Below are 21284 nucleotides of genomic sequence, written 5' to 3'. Positions count from 1 at the left end.
CGGTAAAAATAATCTGCTGTTATGGATGAGTAATATCTTTACCCAGCCACTGCACTGAAAGCCGGGTCAGAGTTCCGTCTTTGGAAAGCTCATCTAAAGCCTGATTAAATTTAGTGACAAAGGCCTGATCTTTATCATCTTTACGGAACGGAAATGCCTGTTCAATGGTGTAGAGTTTCTGATCTGAAGCAATTTTCAGTGGCAGGTTTTTCGCTTTAATCTGCACCAGCGCCGTGATTTCGCTGTCGATAAAGGCATCAAGTCGACCGTTAACCACATCATCATAGACACCGCTGTTATCCTGATAAGTTTTTATGGTAAACGGATTACCGTGTGATGCATCCCACTGAGCTGCATATTGCTGTAAATCATTCCCCAGCATAGCCCCCAAAACCTTTCCTTTCAGGTCAGAAAGATTTTGTATATCGCTATCTTTTTTGACCACTAACTGTGCACCGTCATAGGCATAATCTTTAGAAAAAAGATATTTCTTCTGTCGTTCAGGAGTAACTGAAACCAGGTTGGCGATAGTATCAATGCGGTGAGTATCCAGCATACCAAACAGGCCACTAAATTCTGCAGTCGTCCATTCAATTTTATAATTGAGTTTCTTACCTACCGCATTAAGCACATCGACATCAAAGCCGACCAGATTGCCATTGGCATCCCGCGATTCAAATGGAGGATAAGCGCCTGATGTTCCCACCCGTAATATAGTTTGTGAATTGTCCGCTGAGTTATTTTTGGCTGAATTATCTTTTTTATCATCGCAACCGGATAAAATAAAAGTTGCTGCCAGAATAATTGCCAGTGCGTTTTTAGGGGATGCATTAAAATTTATCATCATTTATCTCTTAGACAGGGTTATATATTCAGGGTGTTGACTCTAAAATGTTTATGACATTCTTTTGAAAATCCTTTATTTCTTCCAGAGGGAAACGGAAGCTCAAAAGAACCATATCAATACCCGCCCGTTCAATATCACGGAGACGGCTGGCAACCTGTTGATAAGACCCGATAAGCCCGGTCCGTAATCCTTCATTATTCGCCACAAAGCTATCGATACTGGCGTCCGACTGCCACATTCCCTTAGCTTCACTGGCTTTTTCACGAAACTGAGCAATTGCTGATTCATCCGCGGCCGCAATAATTTCTTCATATTCAGCCCTGGCCTGTTCTTCGGTTTCTCTGGCAATCACAAATGCGTTAACTGAGAATTTCACTGTACGTCCCAGAGGATGAGCGACCTTATTGACAGCATCTATTTGCTGCTGCAATCGCTCGACAGGTGCACCATTAATAAAATACCAGTCAGAATATTTCCCAGCCATTTCCTGAGCATCGCTGGAATTACCTCCCTGAAATATCGCAGGATAAGGTTTCTGAGACGGAGACGGGCGCATAGTGCTATTTTTGATACGATAATGCTGGCCTTCAAGACTGAAGTTTTCCTGCTGCCAAAGCCCCTGAAGTACCTGCAAATATTCTTCAGAGCGTTTATAGCGCTGTTCATGGTCAACCCAGGGAATACTCAGATTTTCCTGCTCCTGTTTAAACCAGCCGGAAACCAGATTGATGTGCCAACGGCCCTGACTGATATGGTCTAAGGTTGCACCTATTTTTGCCATGGTTGCCGGAGGAACAAAACCAGGTAAAACAGCCGTGATTAATCGGATAGAATGAGTTTGTACCGCAACAGCGGCGGCCAAAGTCAGCGGATCTAACTGGCCATCGGTCTGGCTGTGCTGGGTATGCGGAGCGCTATAGCGGGTAGGAAATAAGACACCAAAAAATCCGGCAGCTTCTGCCGCCCGGGTTAATGCCAGATTATATTCATAGCTCCAGTCAGTCACCTGCTCAACGCCAGAGCGTAAAAATCCCCCGGAAGTACTGGTTGCCCAGGTTGAAAATTTTAGTGCCATATCACTCTGTCCACGATTAAAAATCAGCGGGCATAATAGAGAGATAAAACAGACAATATAAATATTAATTAATTATCTGATATGAAATTTAATCCTAATAAAAAATACAGATAAACTAATGCATAAGCGCTATTCACTTGTCACTCTGAAACATCAATTAACCAAATTCCACTCGTCCTGCTCATAAACAACTTTCATCTATTGTTTTGTTAATTAATCATAACGGTGTTTCTTATCACTACAGACATGTTCACCGGCAGGCAAACAATACCCATGAAAATTGCGACCAGACTTATTTATCTCTTCACTCTGATAGTCACGCTTGGACATCAGGTACTGGCTGATACTGTAACGGATGTGCTGGGCAGGAAAGTGAATCTGCCAGAGGTGCCACATCATGTGATGCTGGCTGATGCGCGGGCGATTGAAGCCATGAGTATTGTGTTTCAGGGTGATCCGTCAGCCAGTATTGCCGCATGGGATAACTCTCTGCAAAAGAAGTCACCGGACATTATGGCGGCATTTGCCGGAAACTTTCCGGCACTGAAAAAAATCCCGACCTTCTCCAATCCCTATACCACCACCTTTGATGCCGAAAATGCCGTCGCCATGCACGCTGACCTGGTGATTTTCGATATTGGCCTGCTGGAAAAGCTGAAAGATGAAGGGGTACTTAGCCGGTTGGATAACCTGCATATTCCCTATATTTTTATCGATTTCCGGCAAAAGCCGCTGCAAAACAGCGCCCGTAGCATCGAATTACTGGGACAGGTTTTCCATCAGCAGGCAAATACCAACCAGTTTCTGAATTTTTACCGGCAACGGGCAGTCCTGATTAGCCAGCGGGTCGCCAGCCTCAGTCCTCAGAAAAGACCGACAGTATTTATTGAGCGTAGCGCCGGAATTCTGGGTGATTTTTGTTGCAGCACCTTTGGTCAGGGAAGTCTGGGAGAATTTGTTCAGGCTGCCGGAGGCAACAACCTGGGCGGGACCTTATTTAGCGGGATGGGGGGTGATGTCAGCCTGGAAAAAATCATCACCCTGAACCCTGACTTTTATTTGCTGACCGGCGCTGACTGGAAAAATGACCGCAAAGCATCGGCATCTGTCCCTCTCGGTTATCTGCAGGATCCTGCCCTGGCGCAGAAAAAATTGGCAGCGCTGATGAATCGCACCGGCTTCAACGTACTCCAGGCAGTGCAAAACCATCGGGTACTGGCTCTGTATCACCAGTTCTATGATCTACCGTCAAATATCATTGCGGTCGAAGAAATTGCCAAATTCCTGCATCCGCAATTATTTAAGGATATCAATCCGCAGACCGACCTGGCCTATGTGCATCAGCATTTTATGGGGCTGAAAACTTCCGGGGTGTTTTGGATTAGTCAGTGATGAACAGGGCGGAGTTCTGACAGTGGCAAAACCCGGGGCAGAATCACCAAAAACCGGGTTAGGCACGCTAATTCAGACAGGCATACCAACAGCGGCTTTGCTGTTGGCAGCCTGAGGAATTACCAGGCTTTAATAATATCGCCTTTGTAGATTTGATTGGCTTTATCAAGCACTTCCTGCGACTGGAAGGCTTCTTTAAGCTCCTGAAGTTTTTTCTCGCCAGCATTGTCTTTACGGGCAACCAGTACGTTCAGATATGGAGAGGCTTTGCCTTCCATAAACAACCCGTCTTTAGAAGCAGACAACCCTGCCTGAGAAGCAAAATTATTATTGATGACCGACAGGTAAACTTTAGGGTCATCCAGAGTCCGGGTCAGTTGCGGAGTATCCACCAGCACAAAGTTTAGCTTCTTCGGATTATCCGTAATATCCAGCACTGTCGGCAGCAGGCCAGCATCAGGTTTTACCTTAATCAGCCCCTGTGACTGCAACAGCAGCAGGCTACGGCCGAGTGTTGTAGATTCATTGGAAATAGTGACTGTCGCACCGTCCGGCAAATCCTTAATGTTTTTGATTTTTGAAGAGTAGGCGGCAATCGGGAAGATAAAGGTGTTGCCGAGAATAACGAACGGATAGCCTCTCTCTTTCTCCTGCATTTCAAGATATGGCACGCTCTGGAAAGCATTGGCATCGACATCCTTATTCAGCAATGCCTCATTCGGTTGTACATAGTCATTGAACGTAATGACGTTTACATCCAGATGATACTTCTCTTTCGCAACCTGTTTCACCGTGTCCCAAATCTGCTGATCAGGACCAGCATTGATAGCAACTTTGACACTGTTCTGATCATCCTGTTTACAGGCACTGAGTAATAAGGCAGATGCAATAAGGGCCGAAGACAGTAGTATTTTTTTCATAGAAAACTCTCCCTGAGTTAATTTCCCGAGACTATAACGGAAGTCTGGACGTCTGTACATCCTAAACTGAAAACTGTTGTGGCCTGCCAGCACAGATCCCTGCCAGAGACCCGTCCAGCCGGACCTCAGATTTTCCAGCGCCTGACGGTGAGTTTTTCAATACCAGAAAAAATCACCGCTTCTACCAGCAAGCCAATGATCACCACGGTCAGTAAACCGGCAAACACATGATCGGTATAGAGTTCATTGCGGTTCTGAAAAATATACCAACCCAGACCACCACTACCGCTGGAAGCACCGAATACCAGTTCAGCAGCAATCAGCGTTCGCCAGGCGAATGCCCAGCCAATCTTGAGCCCGGCCAGAATCGACGGTAAAGCTGCTGGCATCAGGATATGCACCACGTAGCGTGGCCCCGTTAAGCCGTAATTTTTTCCGGTCATCCGCAGCGTCTCAGAAACACTGTTGAATCCTGAACTGGTGTTCAGGGCTATCGGCCACAGCACAGAATGGACTATCACAAAAATCAGACTGCCACTGCCAAGCCCAAACCAGAGGAGTGCCAGTGGTAATAAAGCAATTGCCGGCAACGGGTTAAACATGGCGGTCAGTGTATTGAGCAGATCCCTGCCAATCCTGCTGCTGACAGCCAGTGCACTGAATACCAGCGATAAAACTGCGCCGATCAGATAGCCTTTAATTAATAAACTCAGTGAGTTATATATCTTTCCTGGCAACTCACCGCTCAGCATATCCTCCGTGAATGCGCGCAGAGTATCGATAACCCCGGGAAACATCAGGCTATTATTTTGCCAGCGGGCAATCAGTTCCCAGATAACCAACAGCGCCAGAACCAGCACGGATTTTCTTATCCAGGCCTGATTCCATAATCGCCGCCCTGCTGGTAAGGGTGTCTCGGTCTGTAATGCTGCGGGGACCGTAACCTCACGCAGATAGTCGGGTCGAAGATAAGGCTGTGGCGCCATAATGACTCTCCTTGTTAGCCGGTACGGCCGGTGATGGTTCCGGAAACAACAACTGGTGAATCTCCCTGGCGGCCTGACGAAACTCTTCATTACCGTAATTATGCCGGGTAAACTGATGGCAGCTGCGCTCGGCGCGTACCTGCCCGGGGTGAGCCGACAGAATTAAGATCCGACTGCCAATCAGCAATGCTTCATCAATCGAGTGGGTGACAAACAACAGAGTCGAGCCCACTTCTTCCCAGAGCTCCAGCAATTCGTCCTGCATTTGTCGCCGGGTCAGCGCATCCAGAGAAGCAAAAGGTTCATCCATCAGCAACACCCCGGGCTTCATTGCCATTGCCCTGGCAATAGCTACCCGTTGTTTCATACCTCCGGAAAGCATATGCGGGTAAACATCGGCAAAACGCGACAACCCGACTTTATTCAGGTAGTAGCTCGCAATTTCTCTGGCCTGCTTTTTGTCATAGCGCCCTGTTACCCGTAGCGGAAAAATAATGTTATTGATCACGGTCTTCCATGGAGCTAACTGATCAAACTCCTGAAAAACAGTCATGCGATCGGGGCCCGGAGCGGTGATCCGCTGGCCTTGCAGCAAAATATCTCCGCTGACCGGCTGAATAAATCCGCCGATCGCTTTTAACAGGCTGGATTTACCACACCCCGACGGGCCGAGTAATACAAACCGGTCAGCCGCATAAACGTCAAAACTCACGTCATGTACGGCACGAACCCGATGCTGAGGTGTCTGGTATTCGAGGCTGATATTATTCAGCGATAGTAGTGGCGCCGGTGGTTGCGCCGCGGGCTGAGTCATTACGGTATATCCTGTTCAGAACGGAGCGTCACCTTCGATGGTGGTTCGGTACAACTGACGGGGGCATTCTGCCGGACATCCAGTGGCAAGATGAATCAACGAGCGGTTATCCCAGAACAACAGATCTCCCGGTTGCCAGCGATGGGTATAGACATTTTCCTCACGAATACTGTGGGAGTAGAGTGCCTGCAGGATCTCACTGCTTTCCTGTTCCGGCAGGCCTTCAATATGAGTAGTAAACCCTTCACTGACAAACAGTGCTTTGTTACCGGTTTCCGGGTGAGTCCTGACAATCGGATGGCTGACAGCTTTCACTTCACTGAGCTGCTTCTCTGTCAGCGTCGGGCGCCACTGAGTGCCAAACTTCGGTTTACTGTAGGTTGCTGTGTAGGAATGAACTGCACGCTTACCTTCAATCGCCTGTCGTAAACCGGCCGGTAATGTCTCCCAGGCCTTATGCATATTAGCGAAACGGGTATCTCCGCCAATCTCCGGTAAAATTCTGGCATACAGCATCGAACCAAGGCTTGGAACCTCTTTGTACGAGAGATCTGAATGCCAGTATTTACCAGCATCTCCCAGTCCGACTGGCTGGCCATCACGGATAATATTCGACACAATCAGAATTTCCGGATGACCTTCCAGTAAAAACTGCTTCAACACATGAATCTGTAAGGGCCCGAAACGACGGCTGAATGTAATTTGCTGTTCCGGAGTCAATGTCTGCTGGCGAAATACCAGCACATGATATTGCAGATGTGCCTGGTGAATGCGCCGGAAATCGGCACTGTTCAATGGCTGACGCAGATCCAGTCCGATGATTTCGGCCCCGGCGCCTGGCAGAGGACGGATCTCAAACTGTTGAGAGTGCTCTGCCGGGGTAATTGTTGCGGTAAATTCGCTCATAAGTTAGCTCTCTTTGCAGGCAATCAACTACCGGGGTTAACCCAGGCTTCAGGAAAGAAATAGTCTTTCCAGCTGGCCGCGTGATGTTTCAATACGCCGAGCTGATATAACTTGTCGGCATAGACATAAGTCCGCTCAGGAGAAACGGTGAAATGATTTTCCGGGTCATTAATGATTTTTTCGATTAATGACAACGGCAGATGTGACTTCTCCTGACGAATATAAATTTTCGCCGCATCGTCTTTATGTTTTTCGACATAATCAGCTGCCTGCGCTAATGCGTTATAAAATGCCTGATAGGTTTTGGGGTTTTCATCATGGAATTTTTGAGTGGTATATAACGCATTAAATGACCCCGGCCCACCCAGCACATCATAAGAGCTGAGTATTTTATGAATCGAAGAATGTTCTAATTCCTGATACTGGAATGGCGGGCTGGAGAAATGTGCCGTAACCTCTGATTTACCGGAAATTAATGCTACCGTGGCATCAGGATGAGGCAGACTGACGGTAATATTATCGAATTTTTTAAATTCACTGTTTCCGTAAACTTCCGCGGTGGCTATCTGTAATGTCCGGGACTGAAAGCCAACTCCGGCTGCAGGCGCAGCAATCCGGTCTTTATCCGTCAGATCTTTAATACTTTTGACTGCGGGATTATTGCTGAGCAGGTAGCCAGGCATGGAACCCAGCGAGGCAATCGCTTTTACATTCTGGTGTCCGTAAGTCCGGTCCCATACCGTCAGCATCGCCGGGACGCCAGCAGCAGCAACATCCAGAGCTCCGGTGAGAACACCTTCATTCATTGCAGTGGCTCCGGATAAGGTCCGCCATTCGACTTTAATATCGAGACCTTCTTTTTTGCCCTGCTCTTCAATCAGATGTTGGTCCCGAACTACATCCAACAATAAATAGCCGATACCAAATTGCTGAGCAATGCTGATGGTTCCCTCAGCACTTGCTGTGACCGGCACCGTCAGTGCGCCTGCCAGTAATCCGGCAATCACTACCGACACGGTTTTCTTTTTCATTACAGCCTCAGAGAATTCATTATTAATGAGTTCATACTGAAGCCTGCATTTTTAAAGATGAAATTATTTATCCGGTAAAAGAATATCTAAAATAAAGATATGCTTTTTTTTGCTGACTAAATAGTGAAAACAGATAATATCATGATTATCCTGCGAGAGAACCGGTGGTAAATAATTCAATAACCCAGTCAACAAATACTCTGACCCGGAGTGGCATTGATTTATTCTCTGGCCAGGCGATATGAACAGGTACAGGATCAGGCTGCCAGTCCGGGAAAAGAACGTCCAGTTGTTGTCGGGAAACGGCATCAGCCACCAGAAACTGGTAAGTGGTCACAACTCCAGCCCCTGCTTTAGCTGCAATCAGTGCGGCCATGGCATCATTCACAGCTATCTGCCATTGCCCGCGGATAGTTACCGATTCACTGCCACGATGCAATCTGTGTTCAAACATTCTGCGGGTTTGGGCCGATCGCACCTGAATCAGTTGATGTCGGTGAGCTAATTCCTCCGGATGCTTCGGATACGTAAATCGTTGCAGATAATCCGGAGAGGCGCAGACCATCCTCGGGAGCGTCCCCAAAGATCGGGCGATAAGACTATCATTATGCAGAGGTCCGATACGGATCACACAATCAATTCGTTCTTCCGCCAAATCAGACGTGCGGTTTGCCGTATTTATATTGACCTGAATATCTGGGTACCGGGACGTAAATTCAGACAGTCGCGGCATGATCAAGCAATAAGCCAGTGCCGCCGGTAATTCAACATTTAATTGACCCCGTTTTTGACTGTTCTGTGTCTGTAATCCTGAATCCAGCAAATCAGCCTGCGCAAGTAACCCGACACAGCCACGATAATAATATTCCCCCTGCGGGGTCAGGGTAATTTTTCGGGAAGTACGATGCAGCAAACGGATACCCAGAATAGCCTCCAGTGCCTGAATCTGACGGGTAACCGTCGAGGCGGGAACCCCCTGAGCATCTGCTGCACGGGTAAAACTTCCGGCATCAACCACCTGCACAAATCCACGCATTGCTTCCAGTTTATCCATATTCGCTTCGCCTTATCATTGCAAAAACTGCAACCATGAATTGCAGCCAGCCCGGTTGTTCTCACGGGACTAAAGACAGAAGATAACACAAGAATTAATATCATCATCAGGAATATCTGACATGAACAAGCTTACACGCTGGCAATTTGCCGGAGCCATTATCACTAAAATCCAGGAGCAGGAAAGCAAAGACCTTTCAGGATTATTTCTTTTCCCGCAATGGAATAAGGCACAACTGGCTGGAATTGCTGACCGACTCACTACAGGCAATCAGGACCTTGATCATGGCACCGTAGCTCTCAGTACCCACAGCTGGTTAATTCAGCGGGGAGAACAGGTCATCATTATTGATACTGCCGCAGGTAACGATAAGGAACGTCCCGGCAACCCTAAATTTCATCATATGCAGACCCACTGGATGGAATGCCTGTTACAAACAGGGATTACACCGCAACAAGTCACGGCAGTACTAATGACACATTTGCATGTCGATCACGTTGGCTGGAATACCCTGAAAACCAACGGAGGATGGCAGCCCGCCTTTCCGAATGCTCGCTACTATTTCTCACGTCAGGAACGGGAGTTTTACAGTACCGACAGCAATGTCAGGCCGCCCAGTCGTGGTGCACTGCAGGACAGTGTGTTACCGGTAATTCATGCCGGCCTGGCCACGGAAATAACAGAGCAGGACCAGCAAATACTCGACGGGATTACTGTACACAGAACGCCGGGACACAGCATCGATCATTATTCATTCAGTTTTACTGCAGGAGGAGAAACGGCGCTATTCCCCGGTGATGTTATGCACCATCCTCTGCAAATCGCCCTTCCGGAATGGAACTCGGTATTTTGTGAGGAAAGCGATAAAGCGCTTGAGTCACGCCGGTCGATTCTGGAACTGGCGGCCCGACCTCACACAATGGTATTCAGCTCACATTTCCCAGCCAGCTCTGCCGGACAGATCATTCGTGATCCCCGGGGGCTGTTATGGCACCCCGCTAATCAGGAGTAAAAATGACAACTCAGCCGCTATTATTTGATGAGAAAGTGTTTATCCCCACTGACAGCCACGGGACACAATTACAAATACGACATCGACGACTTGCACAACAAACGACATTCGATGCCTCCCGTACCATTATCATGATGCATGGGGCAACGTATTCATCCGGCAGCCTGTTTGATATTCCTCTGGAAGGTCAGTCATTTATGGATTATCTGGCGCTGGCAGGATTTGATGTATGGGCCATGGATGCACGGGGCTACGGTGGTTCCAGCCGGCCTGCCGCAATGAACCAGCCAGCCGGGGAGAATCCTCCTGCGGTGGGAGCAAAGGAGGCAAGTACCGACCTGGCGACAGCAATTGACTATCTGCTACAACATCTGGCATTGGAGCAGATTAATCTGTTGGGTATGTCATGGGGGGGCAGTGTCACAGGCTATTATACATCGCAGAACAACCCGCTGATCCGACGGCTGATCCTGATTGCTCCTCAGTGGCTGACTTCCCGATCGCCTCTGGACCCCGGTGGCGAGCTGGGCGCCTGGCGACTGATTGATATCCCGGCAGTGAAAACACGCTGGTTGAGAAGTGTTCCGCAGGATAAACAGCAAACTCTGATACCTGAGGGTGGATTTGAACTTTGGGCTGAAAAGACCCTGGCAGAAGAACCCGAACAGACCCTCAGAGAACAGCAAAAAATTAAAGCCAGTAATGGCCCGGTGCAGGATACCCGGGATTACTGGACCAAAGATTCTCCTTTATATGATCCCGCAGATATCCGGGTACCTTTATTGCTGCTACACGGGGAGTGGGATGCGGATATCCCTGTTCCGTTGGCCCAATCCTGGTTTTTACGGGCAACGCATTCCCCCGAAAAAACCTGGATCGAAATTGGTGAAGCAACTCATATGATGGTTCTGGAGAAAAACCGTCATCAGGTTTACGCCGAAACGGTGCGTTTTCTGACCCAAAGCGGGCCTGAAACAGCGTTGTAGCCCTATTCTCAGATAAATGGCTCTCAGGTGATGTCGGAATCTGTGGCGGGAGGTACAAGATCTACTCTCACCCGAGCCCTGACAAAGACTGCTGCTATCAACATTACTGCACCGGCAGAGACAAACACCCCGGTGATGCCATGATGGCCAAACATCAGTCCGCCAGCGGCGGCTCCGGCCGCTATTGACGATTGAACGGCCGCCACTACCATCCCGCCGGCACTTTCTGCCTGGTCCGGGATGGAGCGGGCAATCCAGTTCGACCAGGCCACCGGAATCGCACCGAAAGCCATTCCCCACAAGGCAACCAGCATCACCTGATCCGCCAGCGTTGCAGGCAACAGCACCAGAGCAAGAGCACTCAACCCGACCACCACCGGCATCAACACCAGAGTACCCAGCGGCATTCTCGCCAGTAATGCCCCCGCCAGCAGAGTTCCACCGAAGTTTGCTACCCCAAATCCCAACAGAATCAGTGACAGAGCATCATCTCCGGAGGCGGTAGTCTGTTCCAGCATCGGGCGGATATAGGTAAACAGGGCAAAGTGGGCGCCATGAATCAGCACGCATCCCACTATACCTGCGCTAATTCCGGGCCGCAGGGCGATGCGGAACATCATCTTCAGAGATACCCCATGTCGCGGGGCCATTCGCGGCAGGGTAAAAAACTGAAATAACAGGGTAATTATCCCGATCATCGCGGCGGCTACGAAGGTACTACGCCAGCCAAAAATCCCGCCCAGATAGCTGCCAAGAGGCACGGCCACTACAGTGCCCACCGAAATGCCACTGAAAATAACCGACAATGCGCGCGGTAACTGATCATCCGGAACCAGGCGCATTGCCACCGCAGCCACCATGCTCCAGAACCCACCAATCGCAATTCCCAGTAATACCCGCATCAGCAATAACACTGTCAGATTCGGTGACAAAGCCACCAGCAGATTGGAAGCGATCATCAGTAAGGTAAAACCCAGTAACACCGTACGACGATCCATATTACGTGTTAATCCCGGCACCAGCAGGCCGGAAAACAGCGCCACGATAGCAGTGACGGTGACAGACTGCCCTGCCAACGCTTCACTCACCCCGAGGCTCGTAGCCATAGGCGATAGCAGACTGGCAGGCAGATATTCTGCCGTCAGCAAACCAAACACGCCGACAGCCAGTGAAAATACCGCCAGCCATGCGGCAGATACGGTTGCTTCTTCCTGAGATAGCAGGCTGCATTGTTCAGTACATTGACTCATTTATTTCCCCCGTCATTTTTATCAGTAAATTCTGGAGACAAATAACCGGAGGGTCTATGATAGTTAGTCTGTTATTTTTGACCGAAACTCCTGAAAATGAGCAAAACTGTCCTTTCTGAATTACCTTCTGATCTGATCAGTGAGCTGCTGACAGGAATGCGGTTGCGTGGTGTAAAGTACCGGCGAATTGATGCCGGCAGCCGGTTTGGCTTTAATTTTCCTGCCCGCCCCGGCTTTGCCTGTTTCCACTTTATTGCTTCCGGCAGTGCCCTGTTACGTAAAGCAGACGGCTCAGTTCAGGTACTACCGGCAGGTTATGCGGTGTTTATGCCGCGTGCTGCCCATCATCAGTTACTGTCTGATTCCGATGCTTTAGTTCAGGATATTGATACGCCCAAAACTATCCCGCTGGGTGAGTCGGTATGCGCTATCAATACCTGCTGCAAAGTCACCAATCCTGAAAAAACTGTCATTTTTCATGGATGTATGGAATTTGATCCTGGCGGGATGCAGGGCCTGATTCGGCTAATGCCGGATGAATTACTGGCAGATACCCTCAGTGATCGTTACCCCGGGCTGCTGCCTATCCTCTCGTCAATGAAACGGGAAATCTGCTCCGGTCGAATTGGTTATCCGGGAATTATGGCGCGGCTTGCTGAAGTGGTTGCCGCCATGCTGATCCGTGGCTGGGTAGAATGTGGTTGCGGCAATGGTAGTGGCCTGGTCGCTGCGCTCAAAGATCCACGGCTGGCACATGCACTACTGGCTCTGCACCGGCACCCGGGTAAAGAGTGGACAGTGGCAGAACTCGCCGCAGAGTGTAACAGTTCCCGTTCAGTTTTTGCCGGGCGTTTTCGTCAGACGATCGGCATATCACCCCTGCGTTATGCCACAGAGTTACGTATGCAGCTCGCCAGCCAGTGGCTGAACAGTGAACGCCTGCCAATAGAAACAGTGGCACAACGGCTGGGTTATACCTCACAGGCTGCCTTTAGCCGTGCTTTTAAACGAATAACCGGTCATCCGCCGGGGGCCAGCCGTCAGGCCCGGAATAATCAGTAAACATCGCGCAGGTAGCGTTTCTGCCGGTTCAGTGCTGACAACCACTGCTCTGCCTCTTCGGAACTCATCCTGCCATGTTCACTGATTATCTGAAGTAATGCCTGATGAACATCTTTTGCCATTCTGCTGGCATCGCCACACACGCAAACTGTGGCGCCTTCCGTCAGCCATTGCCAGAGGATGCTGCCCTGTTCCAGCATCCGGTGCTGAACATAAATCTTGTCAGGCTGATCACGGGAGAACGCCGTATCCAGCCGATGTAACACGCCCTCATGCCGGAAGTTTTCCAGTTCCTGGCGATAATAAAAATCACCGTCAGCGTGCTGCTCACCAAAGAATAACCAGTTATGTCCCCGGGCACCGCTGGCCTGGCGCTGTTGCAGGAAGGCACGGAAAGGAGCAATCCCGGTACCGGGGCCAATCATTATCAGTGGCAATGTATCATCGTCTGGTGGGCGGAAACTGACCTGAGATTTCACAAACACCTGAATAGTGTCACCGATCGCACTGTCAGCCAGAAATGATGAACAGACACCATCCCTCATCCCGTTATTACCATCACGCACCACGGATACCGTCAGATGAATTTCATCCGGAGTCAGCAGCGGACTGGAAGAAACAGAGTAAAGCCGTGGCCGCATCGGCCGCAGATAGCGGATAAATTCTTCGGCTTCGACTCTGGCAGGAAATGCCAGCAGCAGGTCCACTACCCGTTGCTGCTGTTGCCAGCCAGTAAAATCACCTGCCAGCGCCTGTTGCAGCGGCGGAGGAAATTCTCCGCTGAGTGAATGATTGCCAAGATATTCGGCCAGCTCACGACTGACTGCCGACAAATCCAGATAACCCGTCAACGCTTCCTGCAGACTGAGCGTCTGCCCGGAGCTGATGGTTACTGGCTGCTGTGGCTCAAGTTGCAGGGCATGAATTACGGCGCTTACAGATTGCGGTTTATTTTGTGGCCAGATCCCCAGTGCATCACCGGCCTGATAACTGAGCTCAGTACCATCGACTGACAATATTATCTGCCGTGTCTCTTTCTGTGATCCCTCGCAGTTCAGTCGATTACGGGATAACAGCGTGGCACGGTAAGGCTCGTCACGGTGATATTTTGCCGTGACTGCAACTGTCGCACTTTCACGGTTCGCCTCAGTGGGCTCAGCCAGAATATTCACCGGAGCAGAGCCGCTACGTAGCAGCCCGGTCATATTTTCAAGCCACAATCTGGCGGGCTGTAAATCCTCAGCTTCACATTCAGCCCTGGGGGAAAGCCGTATCGCTCCCAGTTCGGTCAGCCGGGCATCCAGACGCCGGCCAAAGCCACAAAACTGGTCATAACTGCTGTCACCAAACGCCAGCACCGAAAAACTCACCGAAGCCAGCGACGGGGCTGACTCCGCAGTCAGCATCTGCCAGAAATTCAGACCATTATCAGGCGGATCACCGTCACCAAAAGTACTGACCACCAGTAAAACTCTGCCGGCGCTGGCGAGTTCAGACGCCTCTAGGTCTGAGACACAACCGGAGCGTGCGGGTATACCTGCCTGCTCCAGCTGGCTGACACATTCGGCGGCAAAAGACTCTGCGTTGCCGGTGGTTGAGCTCCACAATACCCGGACCGGAGCCGCAGTAGCGGCAGCCGTGATCATAGCTGGCTGCCCGGCAGATAACGGTGACGGCAGGCCGGACACCAGCGGCGCGCGGGCATACAATCCGGCCAACAGCCCGTCGACCCACAGGCGTGCATCGTTACCCAGTGGCGCAGTCACCGGCAGCACAGGAATGCCGTTGCGGGCATCAGGCGGGCTTAAACGCAAACCTGCCAGATACCCTTGCAGGTAGCGCTGTTCTTCTGCATTAAGCATTTCAGACAGGCTGGTCCCGGGGACCAGTTGCCCGGCGAACAGGTCTGCTGCTGTGGTGGCAAAGCTTTCGGTCATTACGGCCTCCGCAACGGGCTGAGCATCCGGCTGGTCAGCATCAGCAATATTTGAGGTGTGTATCGGTGTCAGGGAAACCGCGCAATATTTCAGCGCCGGTTGTAGCGATACCGGATCAACCGCATCGCCGGTCAGCGAATTTACCGACAGGTTCTCACCAAACACGTCATTCCAGTGAAACGGCGCAAAACAATGTCCGGGTAATACTCTGTCACTGATCCGGGCAGGCAGAATGGCGTGCCCGCGTCGGGAACGCAGTTCAACAGATTGTTCAGGATGAATATTTAACCGCTGTGCGTCCTGAGGATGAATCTCAACAAAAGGGTTCGGGTTTAGTTGATTTAGCTCCGGGATACGACCGGTTTTAGTCAGGGTATGCCACTGGTGTTGCAGACGGCCGGTATTCATGACAAACGGATAGTCATCATCCACTGGATCTGCCGGAGATACCGGCAGGCAGCAATGAAATTGCGCCCGCCCACTGGCCGTCGGAAAAATGATCCCCGGAGTCGCGGCTGGTTTATCCGTAACAATCACTTCCTGCGATAAATAGCGTATCGGATGGCGGGATTGTTGATCGTCCGGCGAACTGGGCCACTGCACCGGAGAATCATGCAACCGCGCATAACTGATACCCCGCAGATCATAGCCAGTCTGCGGATTATGAAATTGCTGAATTTCGCGAAATACTTCGTCGGCCGAATGATAGTCAAAATCCTGGCTAAATCCCATTTCACAGGCTACCCTGGTAATAATCTGCCAGTCTGCCATGGCATCACCAGGCGGGTTGACGGCCTGCTTCATCAGGGTCACATTGCGTTCGGAATTTATCATTATCCCTTCGGCTTCTGCCCATAAAGCACCTGGCAACAGCACATCGGCATAACGGTTGGTTTCGGTATCGAGAAAGGCATCCTGAGTGATCACCAGCTCTGCCTGTTGAAGCCCCCGGATGACCTGCTGCCGGTTAGCCATACTGGCGGCAGGATTGGTGCAAATGATCCAGCAGGCTTTGATAGTACCTGCCGCCATTTGCTGAAACATATCAACGGTGCCATGGCCACCATGAGCGGGTAAGCTTCCGGAAGGCAGGCCCCAGACATTTTCGGTGAAGCGGCGATCTTCAGCCGACAGCAACGAACGCTGTCCGGGAAGTCCGGGCCCCATATAGCCCATCTCTCTGCCGCCCATCGCATTGGGCTGGCCGGTCAGGGAAAAAGGGCCGCACCCTGGCCGGCATATCGTTCCGGTCGCCAGATGCAGATTACACAACGCACTGGTATTGAGAGTCCCTTGTATGCTCTGGTTGAGACCCATAGTCCAGCAACTCATCCAGGCAGAAGATTCTCCGATCCAGTCAGCTGCTTGCCGGATATCCTGTTCAGTCAGGCCGGTCGCCACTGCCACTTTATCTACAGAATAGTCAGCAAGAAATTCCGGCATCTGTTCCCAGCCACGGGTATAACGGTCGATAAAATCCTTATCTGTTTTTCCCTGGCTGACCAGCAGTTGCAGCAGCCCGTTCAGCAACATCAAATCACTGCCAGATTTTACCTGCAAAAACAGGCTGGCTTTCTCCGCTGTGGCTGTTCGCCGGGTATCCACCACTATCAGTCTGGCACCGGCATTCACCCTGGCCATCATTCGCAGAAACAGAATGGGATGGCAGTCTGCCATATTGGCTCCGATCACCAGAAACAGATCTGCGTGTTCAAAATCCTGGTAAGAACCGGGAGGGCCGTCAGCACCCAACGACTGCTTGTAACCGCTGCCGGCACTGGCCATGCATAATCGTGAGTTCGATTCGATATTCGGGGTAGCGATGAACCCTTTCGCCAGTTTGTTGGCCAGGTACTGAGCCTCCAGCGACATCTGTCCGGAAACATACAATGCCACCGCCTCCGGTCCATGCTGCTGAATTATGGAATTCAGACGATTAGCAGTTTCACGAATCGCGACATTTATCTCCGTCTGTACCGGGCCCTGATGGCGCTGTTTACGCAGAAAAGCATGAGCCAGACGGCCAGCAGCGGTAATGGCTTTGGAGCAGGTCAGTCCCTTGGTACACAATTTGCCACGGTTGGCGGGGTGCAGTTTATCTCCGGTCACTTTGAGCACCCGGTTATCTGCAACCTGCATCACAATGCCGCAACCGACCCCGCAATAGGGACAAACACTTTTAATTTCCCGTGTCTCTTCCGCCATCAGTGCTTCTCCCGTGATGCTCAGGCTGCGACGTGCTTAACCACAACACCACCCTGCTCAGGCAAGGCAACCCGCAAGGCCGGCATCCGGCAATAATTCACGACGTCACCAACAATCAGCAAACCCGGAGATTGTGGCTGATAACGTGCCAGTAATTCTGGCAATGTATTGAGGGTCGCAATCAGCAACCGCTGCTCAGGGCGGGTGCCATTTTCAATGATCGCCAGGGGAGTCTCCCCCGCTAATCCCAACCCAACCAGGCGCTGGCACAGGCGTGTGCTGTGGCTTAGCCCCATATAAAACACCAGTGTCTGCCCCCCGGCTGCCAGCGAAGCGTCTTCGCGCAACTCTTCGCCCGCGCGGGTATGAGCAGTGATAAAACGCAGTGACTGAGCACAATCACGGTGGGTTAACGGCAGTCCGGCAGCAGCGGCACATCCGGTGGCGGCAGTAATGCCAGGAACGATATGGCAGGGGATCCCGGACTGTTGCAGCGAGTCCATCTCTTCGCCTCCCCGGCCAAAGACAAACGGGTCCCCGCCTTTCAGCCGCACCACCCGCTGTCCGGCCAGTGCCAGTTCTCCCAGCAACTGATTAATCTGCGACTGATTCAGCCGGTGATCACCGCGGGATTTTCCGACATCAATGCACAGTGCCTGTTCAGGGACCAGCGCCATTATCTGCTCTGAGACCAGACGGTCATAGACCACCACATCGGCCTGCTGTATCACCCGCAGGGCTTTCAGGGTCAGCAGTTCCACATCTCCGGGCCCCGCCCCCACCAACCAGACTTCACCGGCGCTCACCGGCTGACGCAGATCGGCCGCAGAAAAGAGTTGCTTAAGATTGTTCATCGCTTATCTCCGCTTCAGAATTCTCAGGATGCCACCGCAATGATCTGCGGGTCAGAGACAGGCAACGGCTGGCGATTAACCCGGATAACACCGTTTTCCAGCCGCACCGGCCAGCAACGCACTCTGACTGATTCATCGTCCGGACTAATACCATCAGCCAGTCGCAGACGTTTTTTGTAGAGCGGAGAAATGACCAGCGGCTCTCCAGCCTCATCACCGACTAAACCGCGGGCCAGTACATTGGCGCCGGTACCGGGTTCCTGATTATCGAGTGCGAAAACCACAGGCTGATCACCTCCCAGACGGAACAGTGCGATTTGTTGGGAGCCTAAGCGGGCAGCAATGCCAGTATTGGCCGGAATATCATCCAGTTGCCCGACGGTAACCCACTCGTCGCTGACATCCGGGTGAACTGCCGGGAGAATTTTCTCTTCCGCCATCGCCGGGCGAATCTGCCCGCGTTCCGGTACCATCACTACAGCCTCATCTGGCTGATCGCTGTTGATAAAAGCGCGGAATAATTTCAGATGCTGAGGGTTACTAAGAGTGGTTTTCCATTCACACTGATAAGTCGCCACAATGTGCTGCATTTCACTGTCCAGCGTTTCACCCAGTCCGAGGCTGTCTTCCAGGATCACCGATTTCAGATAACCGATCCCGCCTTCCAGGTTATCCAGCCAGTTGCTGGTCCGTTGTAAACGATCTGCAGTGCGCAGATAAAACATCAGCACCCTGTCGATCGTCCGGATCAAGGTTTCGGTATCCAGATCGGCGGCAAACAGATCCGCGTGACGGGGTTTCATGCCTCCGTTGCCACAGATATACAGGTTCCAGCCCTTATCGGTGGCGATAACACCAATGTCTTTTCCCTGAGCTTCAGCACACTCACGGGTACAGCCGGAGACAGCCATTTTGATTTTATGCGGTGAACGAAGCCCCTTGTAACGCTCTTCCAGTTGGATAGCTAACCCAGTGGAATCCTGAACCCCGTAACGGCACCAGGTAGAGCCCACACATGACTTGACGGTACGCAGCGATTTTCCGTAGGCATGGCCGGTTTCAAAACCCGCCGCCAGTAATTCATTCCAGATGTCCGGTAACTGTTCGAGCCGGGCGCCAAATAAATCCACCCGTTGCCCGCCGGTGATTTTGGTATACAGGTTGTAGCGTTCTGCCACCTGGCCCAGAGTGATCAGACCTTGCGGGGTAATTTCACCGGCTGGAATACGGGGCACCACTGAGTAAGTACCGTCTTTCTGAATATTGCCGAAGAAACGATCATTCGTGTCCTGCAGGGCCAGGTGCTCTGGTTCCAGCAGATAGTCATTCCAGCAGGATGCCAGCAGAGAACCCGCCAGCGGTTTACAAATTTCGCAGCCATGGCCCTGTCCGTGCTGACGGATCAGTTCATCAAACGAGCGGATATTATTCACACGGATCAGGTGATACAACTCCTGACGTGAATAGGCGAAATGGCTGCAGACATCCTTTTTCACTTCAACACCCAGCGCCGTCAGCTCATGTTCCATCACTTGTTTCAGTAACGGGACACAGCCGCCACAACCGGTTCCGGCTTTGGTGCAGGTTTTTAATCCACTCAGCTCTGTACAACCACCGGCCACTGCCAGAGAAATATCACCTTTAGTCACATTGTGGCAGGAACAGATCTGTGCGGTTTCCGGTAACAGTGCGCCCCCTAATCCACCACTGCTTTCGCCGGCAGCCGCTGGCAGAATCAAACTCTCCGGATGTTCAGGCAGCGGAATACCATTCAGCATACGTTGCAGCAACTGACTGTAGTCTGAACTGTCACCAATCAATACCGCACCCAGCAGCGATTTACGATCTTCGGAGACCACAATTTTCTTGTAAACCTGTGCAGGACCGTCGGTCCACTGATAACTCAGGCTACCCGGGGTGGTGCCATGGGCATCTCCGATAGAGGCCACTTCTACACCCAGCAGTTTCAGTTTGGTGCTCATATCCGCACCACTGAACGGGTTGTCCAGTGCTGCCAGACGATCGGCCAGGCAGCGTGCCATCTGGTATCCCGGAGCCACCAGGCCAAAAATTTTGCCCTGCCAGAGTGCGCATTCACCGATGGCCGAAATCGCCGGATCAGAGGTCTGGCAGAAATCATCAATGATTATCCCGCCGCGTGGCCCTTTTTGCAGACCGGCGCTTTCAGCCAGCTCATCACGTGGCCGGATGCCGGCAGAAAACAGGATCAGGTCGGCTTCCAGCTCCGTACCATCGGCAAACCGCAGCTGATGCTGAGCATGTTTCCCCTGAGTGATTTCCACGGTCTGGCGCGAGGTATGCACCTGTACCCCAAGTGCAGCAATCTTCTTCTGCAACATCCGTGCACCGTCATCATCCAACTGTACCGCCATGAGCCGCGGAGAAAACTCCACCACATGGGTTTCCAGTCCGGACTGCAACAGTGCATTCGCTGCTTCCAGCCCAAGCAAGCCACCGCCAATAACCACTCCGCTTTTGGCCTGCGCAGAGTGCTCAGCAATAGCATCCAGATCATCCAAAGTCCGGTACACCAGGCAACCTTTGCGGTCATGCCCTGCTACCGGCGGTACAAAAGCGTAGGACCCGGTCGCCAGCACCAGCTGATCATAAGCCAGCTGATTTCCGTCGCTGTCGGTCACCACACCCGCCTCTGCATCAATATGTGCCACCTGGCTACGGGTACGTAACTCTATGCCGGTTTGCGCGAAAAAATTATCTTTCACCAGTGACAATGATTCGGCACTGCGCCCGGAAAAGTATTCTGACAGGTGAACACGGTCATAGGCCGGATGCTGCTCTTCGCCAAACACCACGACCTGATACTGTTGATGTAGCTGGCGTTCAGCCAGCTGCTCCAGAAAGTAGTGGCCAACCATGCCATGCCCGACAACCACTAATACCGGCTTACTCATATTCCGCTCCCCGCAGCCTC

Annotated in this window: 16 protein-coding genes; 4 read left to right on the top strand and 12 right to left on the bottom strand. The window is 51.5% G+C overall.

The genetic code is table 11. From position 1 onward, the window contains the following. Nucleotides 1–19: 19 nt before the first annotated feature. Nucleotides 20–847, bottom strand: a complete 828-nt coding sequence (locus A7K98_RS20845) for a transporter substrate-binding domain-containing protein (protein WP_087490245.1) — start codon at nucleotides 845–847, stop codon at nucleotides 20–22. Between the two features lie 25 nt (nucleotides 848–872). Beyond that, nucleotides 873–1922, bottom strand: a complete 1050-nt coding sequence (locus A7K98_RS20840) for an LLM class flavin-dependent oxidoreductase (protein WP_087490244.1) — start codon at nucleotides 1920–1922, stop codon at nucleotides 873–875. Between the two features lie 267 nt (nucleotides 1923–2189). Here A7K98_RS20840 and A7K98_RS20835 point away from each other — a divergent pair, with 267 nt between their 5' ends. Then, nucleotides 2190–3314 carry an ABC transporter substrate-binding protein gene (locus tag A7K98_RS20835; RefSeq protein ID WP_407703129.1) on the top strand — a complete coding sequence of 375 codons (1125 nt, stop codon included), beginning with the start codon at nucleotides 2190–2192 and terminating at the stop codon, nucleotides 3312–3314. Between the two features lie 119 nt (nucleotides 3315–3433). On the opposite strand, the gene A7K98_RS20830 is transcribed toward A7K98_RS20835, so the two are convergent. The 6 genes from A7K98_RS20830 to A7K98_RS20805 form a co-directional block, all read right to left on the bottom strand. Continuing rightward, complete coding sequence (locus A7K98_RS20830; RefSeq protein WP_087490242.1) at nucleotides 3434–4234, bottom strand: MetQ/NlpA family ABC transporter substrate-binding protein; 801 nt, start codon at nucleotides 4232–4234, stop codon at nucleotides 3434–3436. Between the two features lie 125 nt (nucleotides 4235–4359). Continuing rightward, complete coding sequence (locus tag A7K98_RS20825; RefSeq protein ID WP_087490241.1) at nucleotides 4360–5220, bottom strand: ABC transporter permease; 861 nt, start codon at nucleotides 5218–5220, stop codon at nucleotides 4360–4362. Then, nucleotides 5180–6034 carry an ABC transporter ATP-binding protein gene (locus A7K98_RS20820; protein WP_087490240.1) on the bottom strand — a complete coding sequence of 285 codons (855 nt, stop codon included), beginning with the start codon at nucleotides 6032–6034 and terminating at the stop codon, nucleotides 5180–5182. Before A7K98_RS20820 ends, A7K98_RS20825 begins: the two co-directional genes overlap by 41 nt. 15 nt (nucleotides 6035–6049) lie before the next feature. Then, the gene (locus A7K98_RS20815) at nucleotides 6050–6940 is read right to left on the bottom strand and encodes a TauD/TfdA dioxygenase family protein (protein ID WP_087490239.1); all 891 of its coding nucleotides are present in this window, start codon (nucleotides 6938–6940) and stop codon (nucleotides 6050–6052) included. Between the two features lie 23 nt (nucleotides 6941–6963). Further along, the gene (locus tag A7K98_RS20810; RefSeq protein ID WP_087490238.1) at nucleotides 6964–7971 is read right to left on the bottom strand and encodes an ABC transporter substrate-binding protein; all 1008 of its coding nucleotides are present in this window, start codon (nucleotides 7969–7971) and stop codon (nucleotides 6964–6966) included. Between the two features lie 145 nt (nucleotides 7972–8116). After that, complete coding sequence (locus A7K98_RS20805; RefSeq protein WP_087490237.1) at nucleotides 8117–9025, bottom strand: LysR family transcriptional regulator; 909 nt, start codon at nucleotides 9023–9025, stop codon at nucleotides 8117–8119. Nucleotides 9026–9146: 121 nt separating this feature from the next. Between A7K98_RS20805 and A7K98_RS20800 the strand changes: the two genes are divergently transcribed. Together A7K98_RS20800 and A7K98_RS20795 are read left to right on the top strand one after the other, a co-directional pair. Next, entirely contained in the window at nucleotides 9147–10037 is an 891-nt protein-coding gene (locus tag A7K98_RS20800; protein ID WP_087490236.1) for an MBL fold metallo-hydrolase, read from the top strand. A 2-nt stretch (nucleotides 10038–10039) separates the two neighbouring features. Beyond that, entirely contained in the window at nucleotides 10040–11023 is a 984-nt protein-coding gene (locus A7K98_RS20795) for an alpha/beta hydrolase (RefSeq protein WP_087490235.1), read from the top strand. A 23-nt stretch (nucleotides 11024–11046) separates the two neighbouring features. Here the strand turns inward: A7K98_RS20795 and A7K98_RS20790 are convergent, their stop codons facing one another. Further along, nucleotides 11047–12273: an MFS transporter gene (locus tag A7K98_RS20790; RefSeq protein WP_087490234.1), complete on the bottom strand. Its 1227-nt coding sequence runs from the start codon at nucleotides 12271–12273 to the stop codon at nucleotides 11047–11049. A gap of 96 nt (nucleotides 12274–12369) precedes the next feature. On the opposite strand from A7K98_RS20790, the gene A7K98_RS20785 reads away from it, so the two are divergent. Further along, the gene (locus A7K98_RS20785; protein WP_087490233.1) at nucleotides 12370–13335 is read left to right on the top strand and encodes an AraC family transcriptional regulator; all 966 of its coding nucleotides are present in this window, start codon (nucleotides 12370–12372) and stop codon (nucleotides 13333–13335) included. Here the strand turns inward: A7K98_RS20785 and A7K98_RS20780 are convergent. The 3 genes from A7K98_RS20780 to nirB are packed head-to-tail and all read right to left on the bottom strand — an operon-like array spanning nucleotide 13329 to nucleotide 21264. Next, entirely contained in the window at nucleotides 13329–17477 is a 4149-nt protein-coding gene (locus A7K98_RS20780; RefSeq protein WP_087490232.1) for a bifunctional nitrate reductase/sulfite reductase flavoprotein subunit alpha, read from the bottom strand. The two genes, A7K98_RS20785 and A7K98_RS20780, sit on opposite strands and share 7 nt — an antisense overlap. Before the next feature lie 20 nt (nucleotides 17478–17497). Continuing rightward, nucleotides 17498–18331 carry a uroporphyrinogen-III C-methyltransferase gene (gene cobA, locus A7K98_RS20775; protein ID WP_087490231.1) on the bottom strand — a complete coding sequence of 278 codons (834 nt, stop codon included), beginning with the start codon at nucleotides 18329–18331 and terminating at the stop codon, nucleotides 17498–17500. A gap of 23 nt (nucleotides 18332–18354) precedes the next feature. Continuing rightward, nucleotides 18355–21264 (bottom strand): nitrite reductase large subunit NirB, encoded by a 2910-nt coding sequence (gene nirB / locus A7K98_RS20770; RefSeq protein ID WP_087490230.1) that lies wholly within the window; start codon nucleotides 21262–21264, stop codon nucleotides 18355–18357. Nucleotides 21265–21284 lie beyond the last annotated feature (20 nt).

It is taken from the genome of Tatumella citrea, assembly GCF_002163585.1.
GTDB lineage: Bacteria > Pseudomonadota > Gammaproteobacteria > Enterobacterales > Enterobacteriaceae > Tatumella > Tatumella citrea.
The sequence above is the reverse complement of the archived record's forward strand: the minus strand, read 5'-3'. Positions and strand labels throughout refer to the sequence as shown.

Coding starts and splice junctions, on each gene's coding strand:
- A7K98_RS20845 (WP_087490245.1), bottom strand. CDS start 847: ATGATGATAAATTTTAATGCATCCCCTAAAAACGCACTGGCAATTATT.
- A7K98_RS20840 (WP_087490244.1), bottom strand. CDS start 1,922: ATGGCACTAAAATTTTCAACCTGGGCAACCAGTACTTCCGGGGGATTT.
- A7K98_RS20830 (WP_087490242.1), bottom strand. CDS start 4,234: ATGAAAAAAATACTACTGTCTTCGGCCCTTATTGCATCTGCCTTATTA.
- A7K98_RS20825 (WP_087490241.1), bottom strand. CDS start 5,220: ATGGCGCCACAGCCTTATCTTCGACCCGACTATCTGCGTGAGGTTACG.
- A7K98_RS20820 (WP_087490240.1), bottom strand. CDS start 6,034: ATGACTCAGCCCGCGGCGCAACCACCGGCGCCACTACTATCGCTGAAT.
- A7K98_RS20815 (WP_087490239.1), bottom strand. CDS start 6,940: ATGAGCGAATTTACCGCAACAATTACCCCGGCAGAGCACTCTCAACAG.
- A7K98_RS20810 (WP_087490238.1), bottom strand. CDS start 7,971: ATGAAAAAGAAAACCGTGTCGGTAGTGATTGCCGGATTACTGGCAGGC.
- A7K98_RS20805 (WP_087490237.1), bottom strand. CDS start 9,025: ATGGATAAACTGGAAGCAATGCGTGGATTTGTGCAGGTGGTTGATGCC.
- A7K98_RS20800 (WP_087490236.1), top strand. CDS start 9,147: ATGAACAAGCTTACACGCTGGCAATTTGCCGGAGCCATTATCACTAAA.
- A7K98_RS20795 (WP_087490235.1), top strand. CDS start 10,040: ATGACAACTCAGCCGCTATTATTTGATGAGAAAGTGTTTATCCCCACT.
- A7K98_RS20790 (WP_087490234.1), bottom strand. CDS start 12,273: ATGAGTCAATGTACTGAACAATGCAGCCTGCTATCTCAGGAAGAAGCA.
- A7K98_RS20785 (WP_087490233.1), top strand. CDS start 12,370: ATGAGCAAAACTGTCCTTTCTGAATTACCTTCTGATCTGATCAGTGAG.
- A7K98_RS20780 (WP_087490232.1), bottom strand. CDS start 17,477: ATGGCGGAAGAGACACGGGAAATTAAAAGTGTTTGTCCCTATTGCGGG.
- cobA (WP_087490231.1), bottom strand. CDS start 18,331: ATGAACAATCTTAAGCAACTCTTTTCTGCGGCCGATCTGCGTCAGCCG.
- nirB (WP_087490230.1), bottom strand. CDS start 21,264: ATGAGTAAGCCGGTATTAGTGGTTGTCGGGCATGGCATGGTTGGCCAC.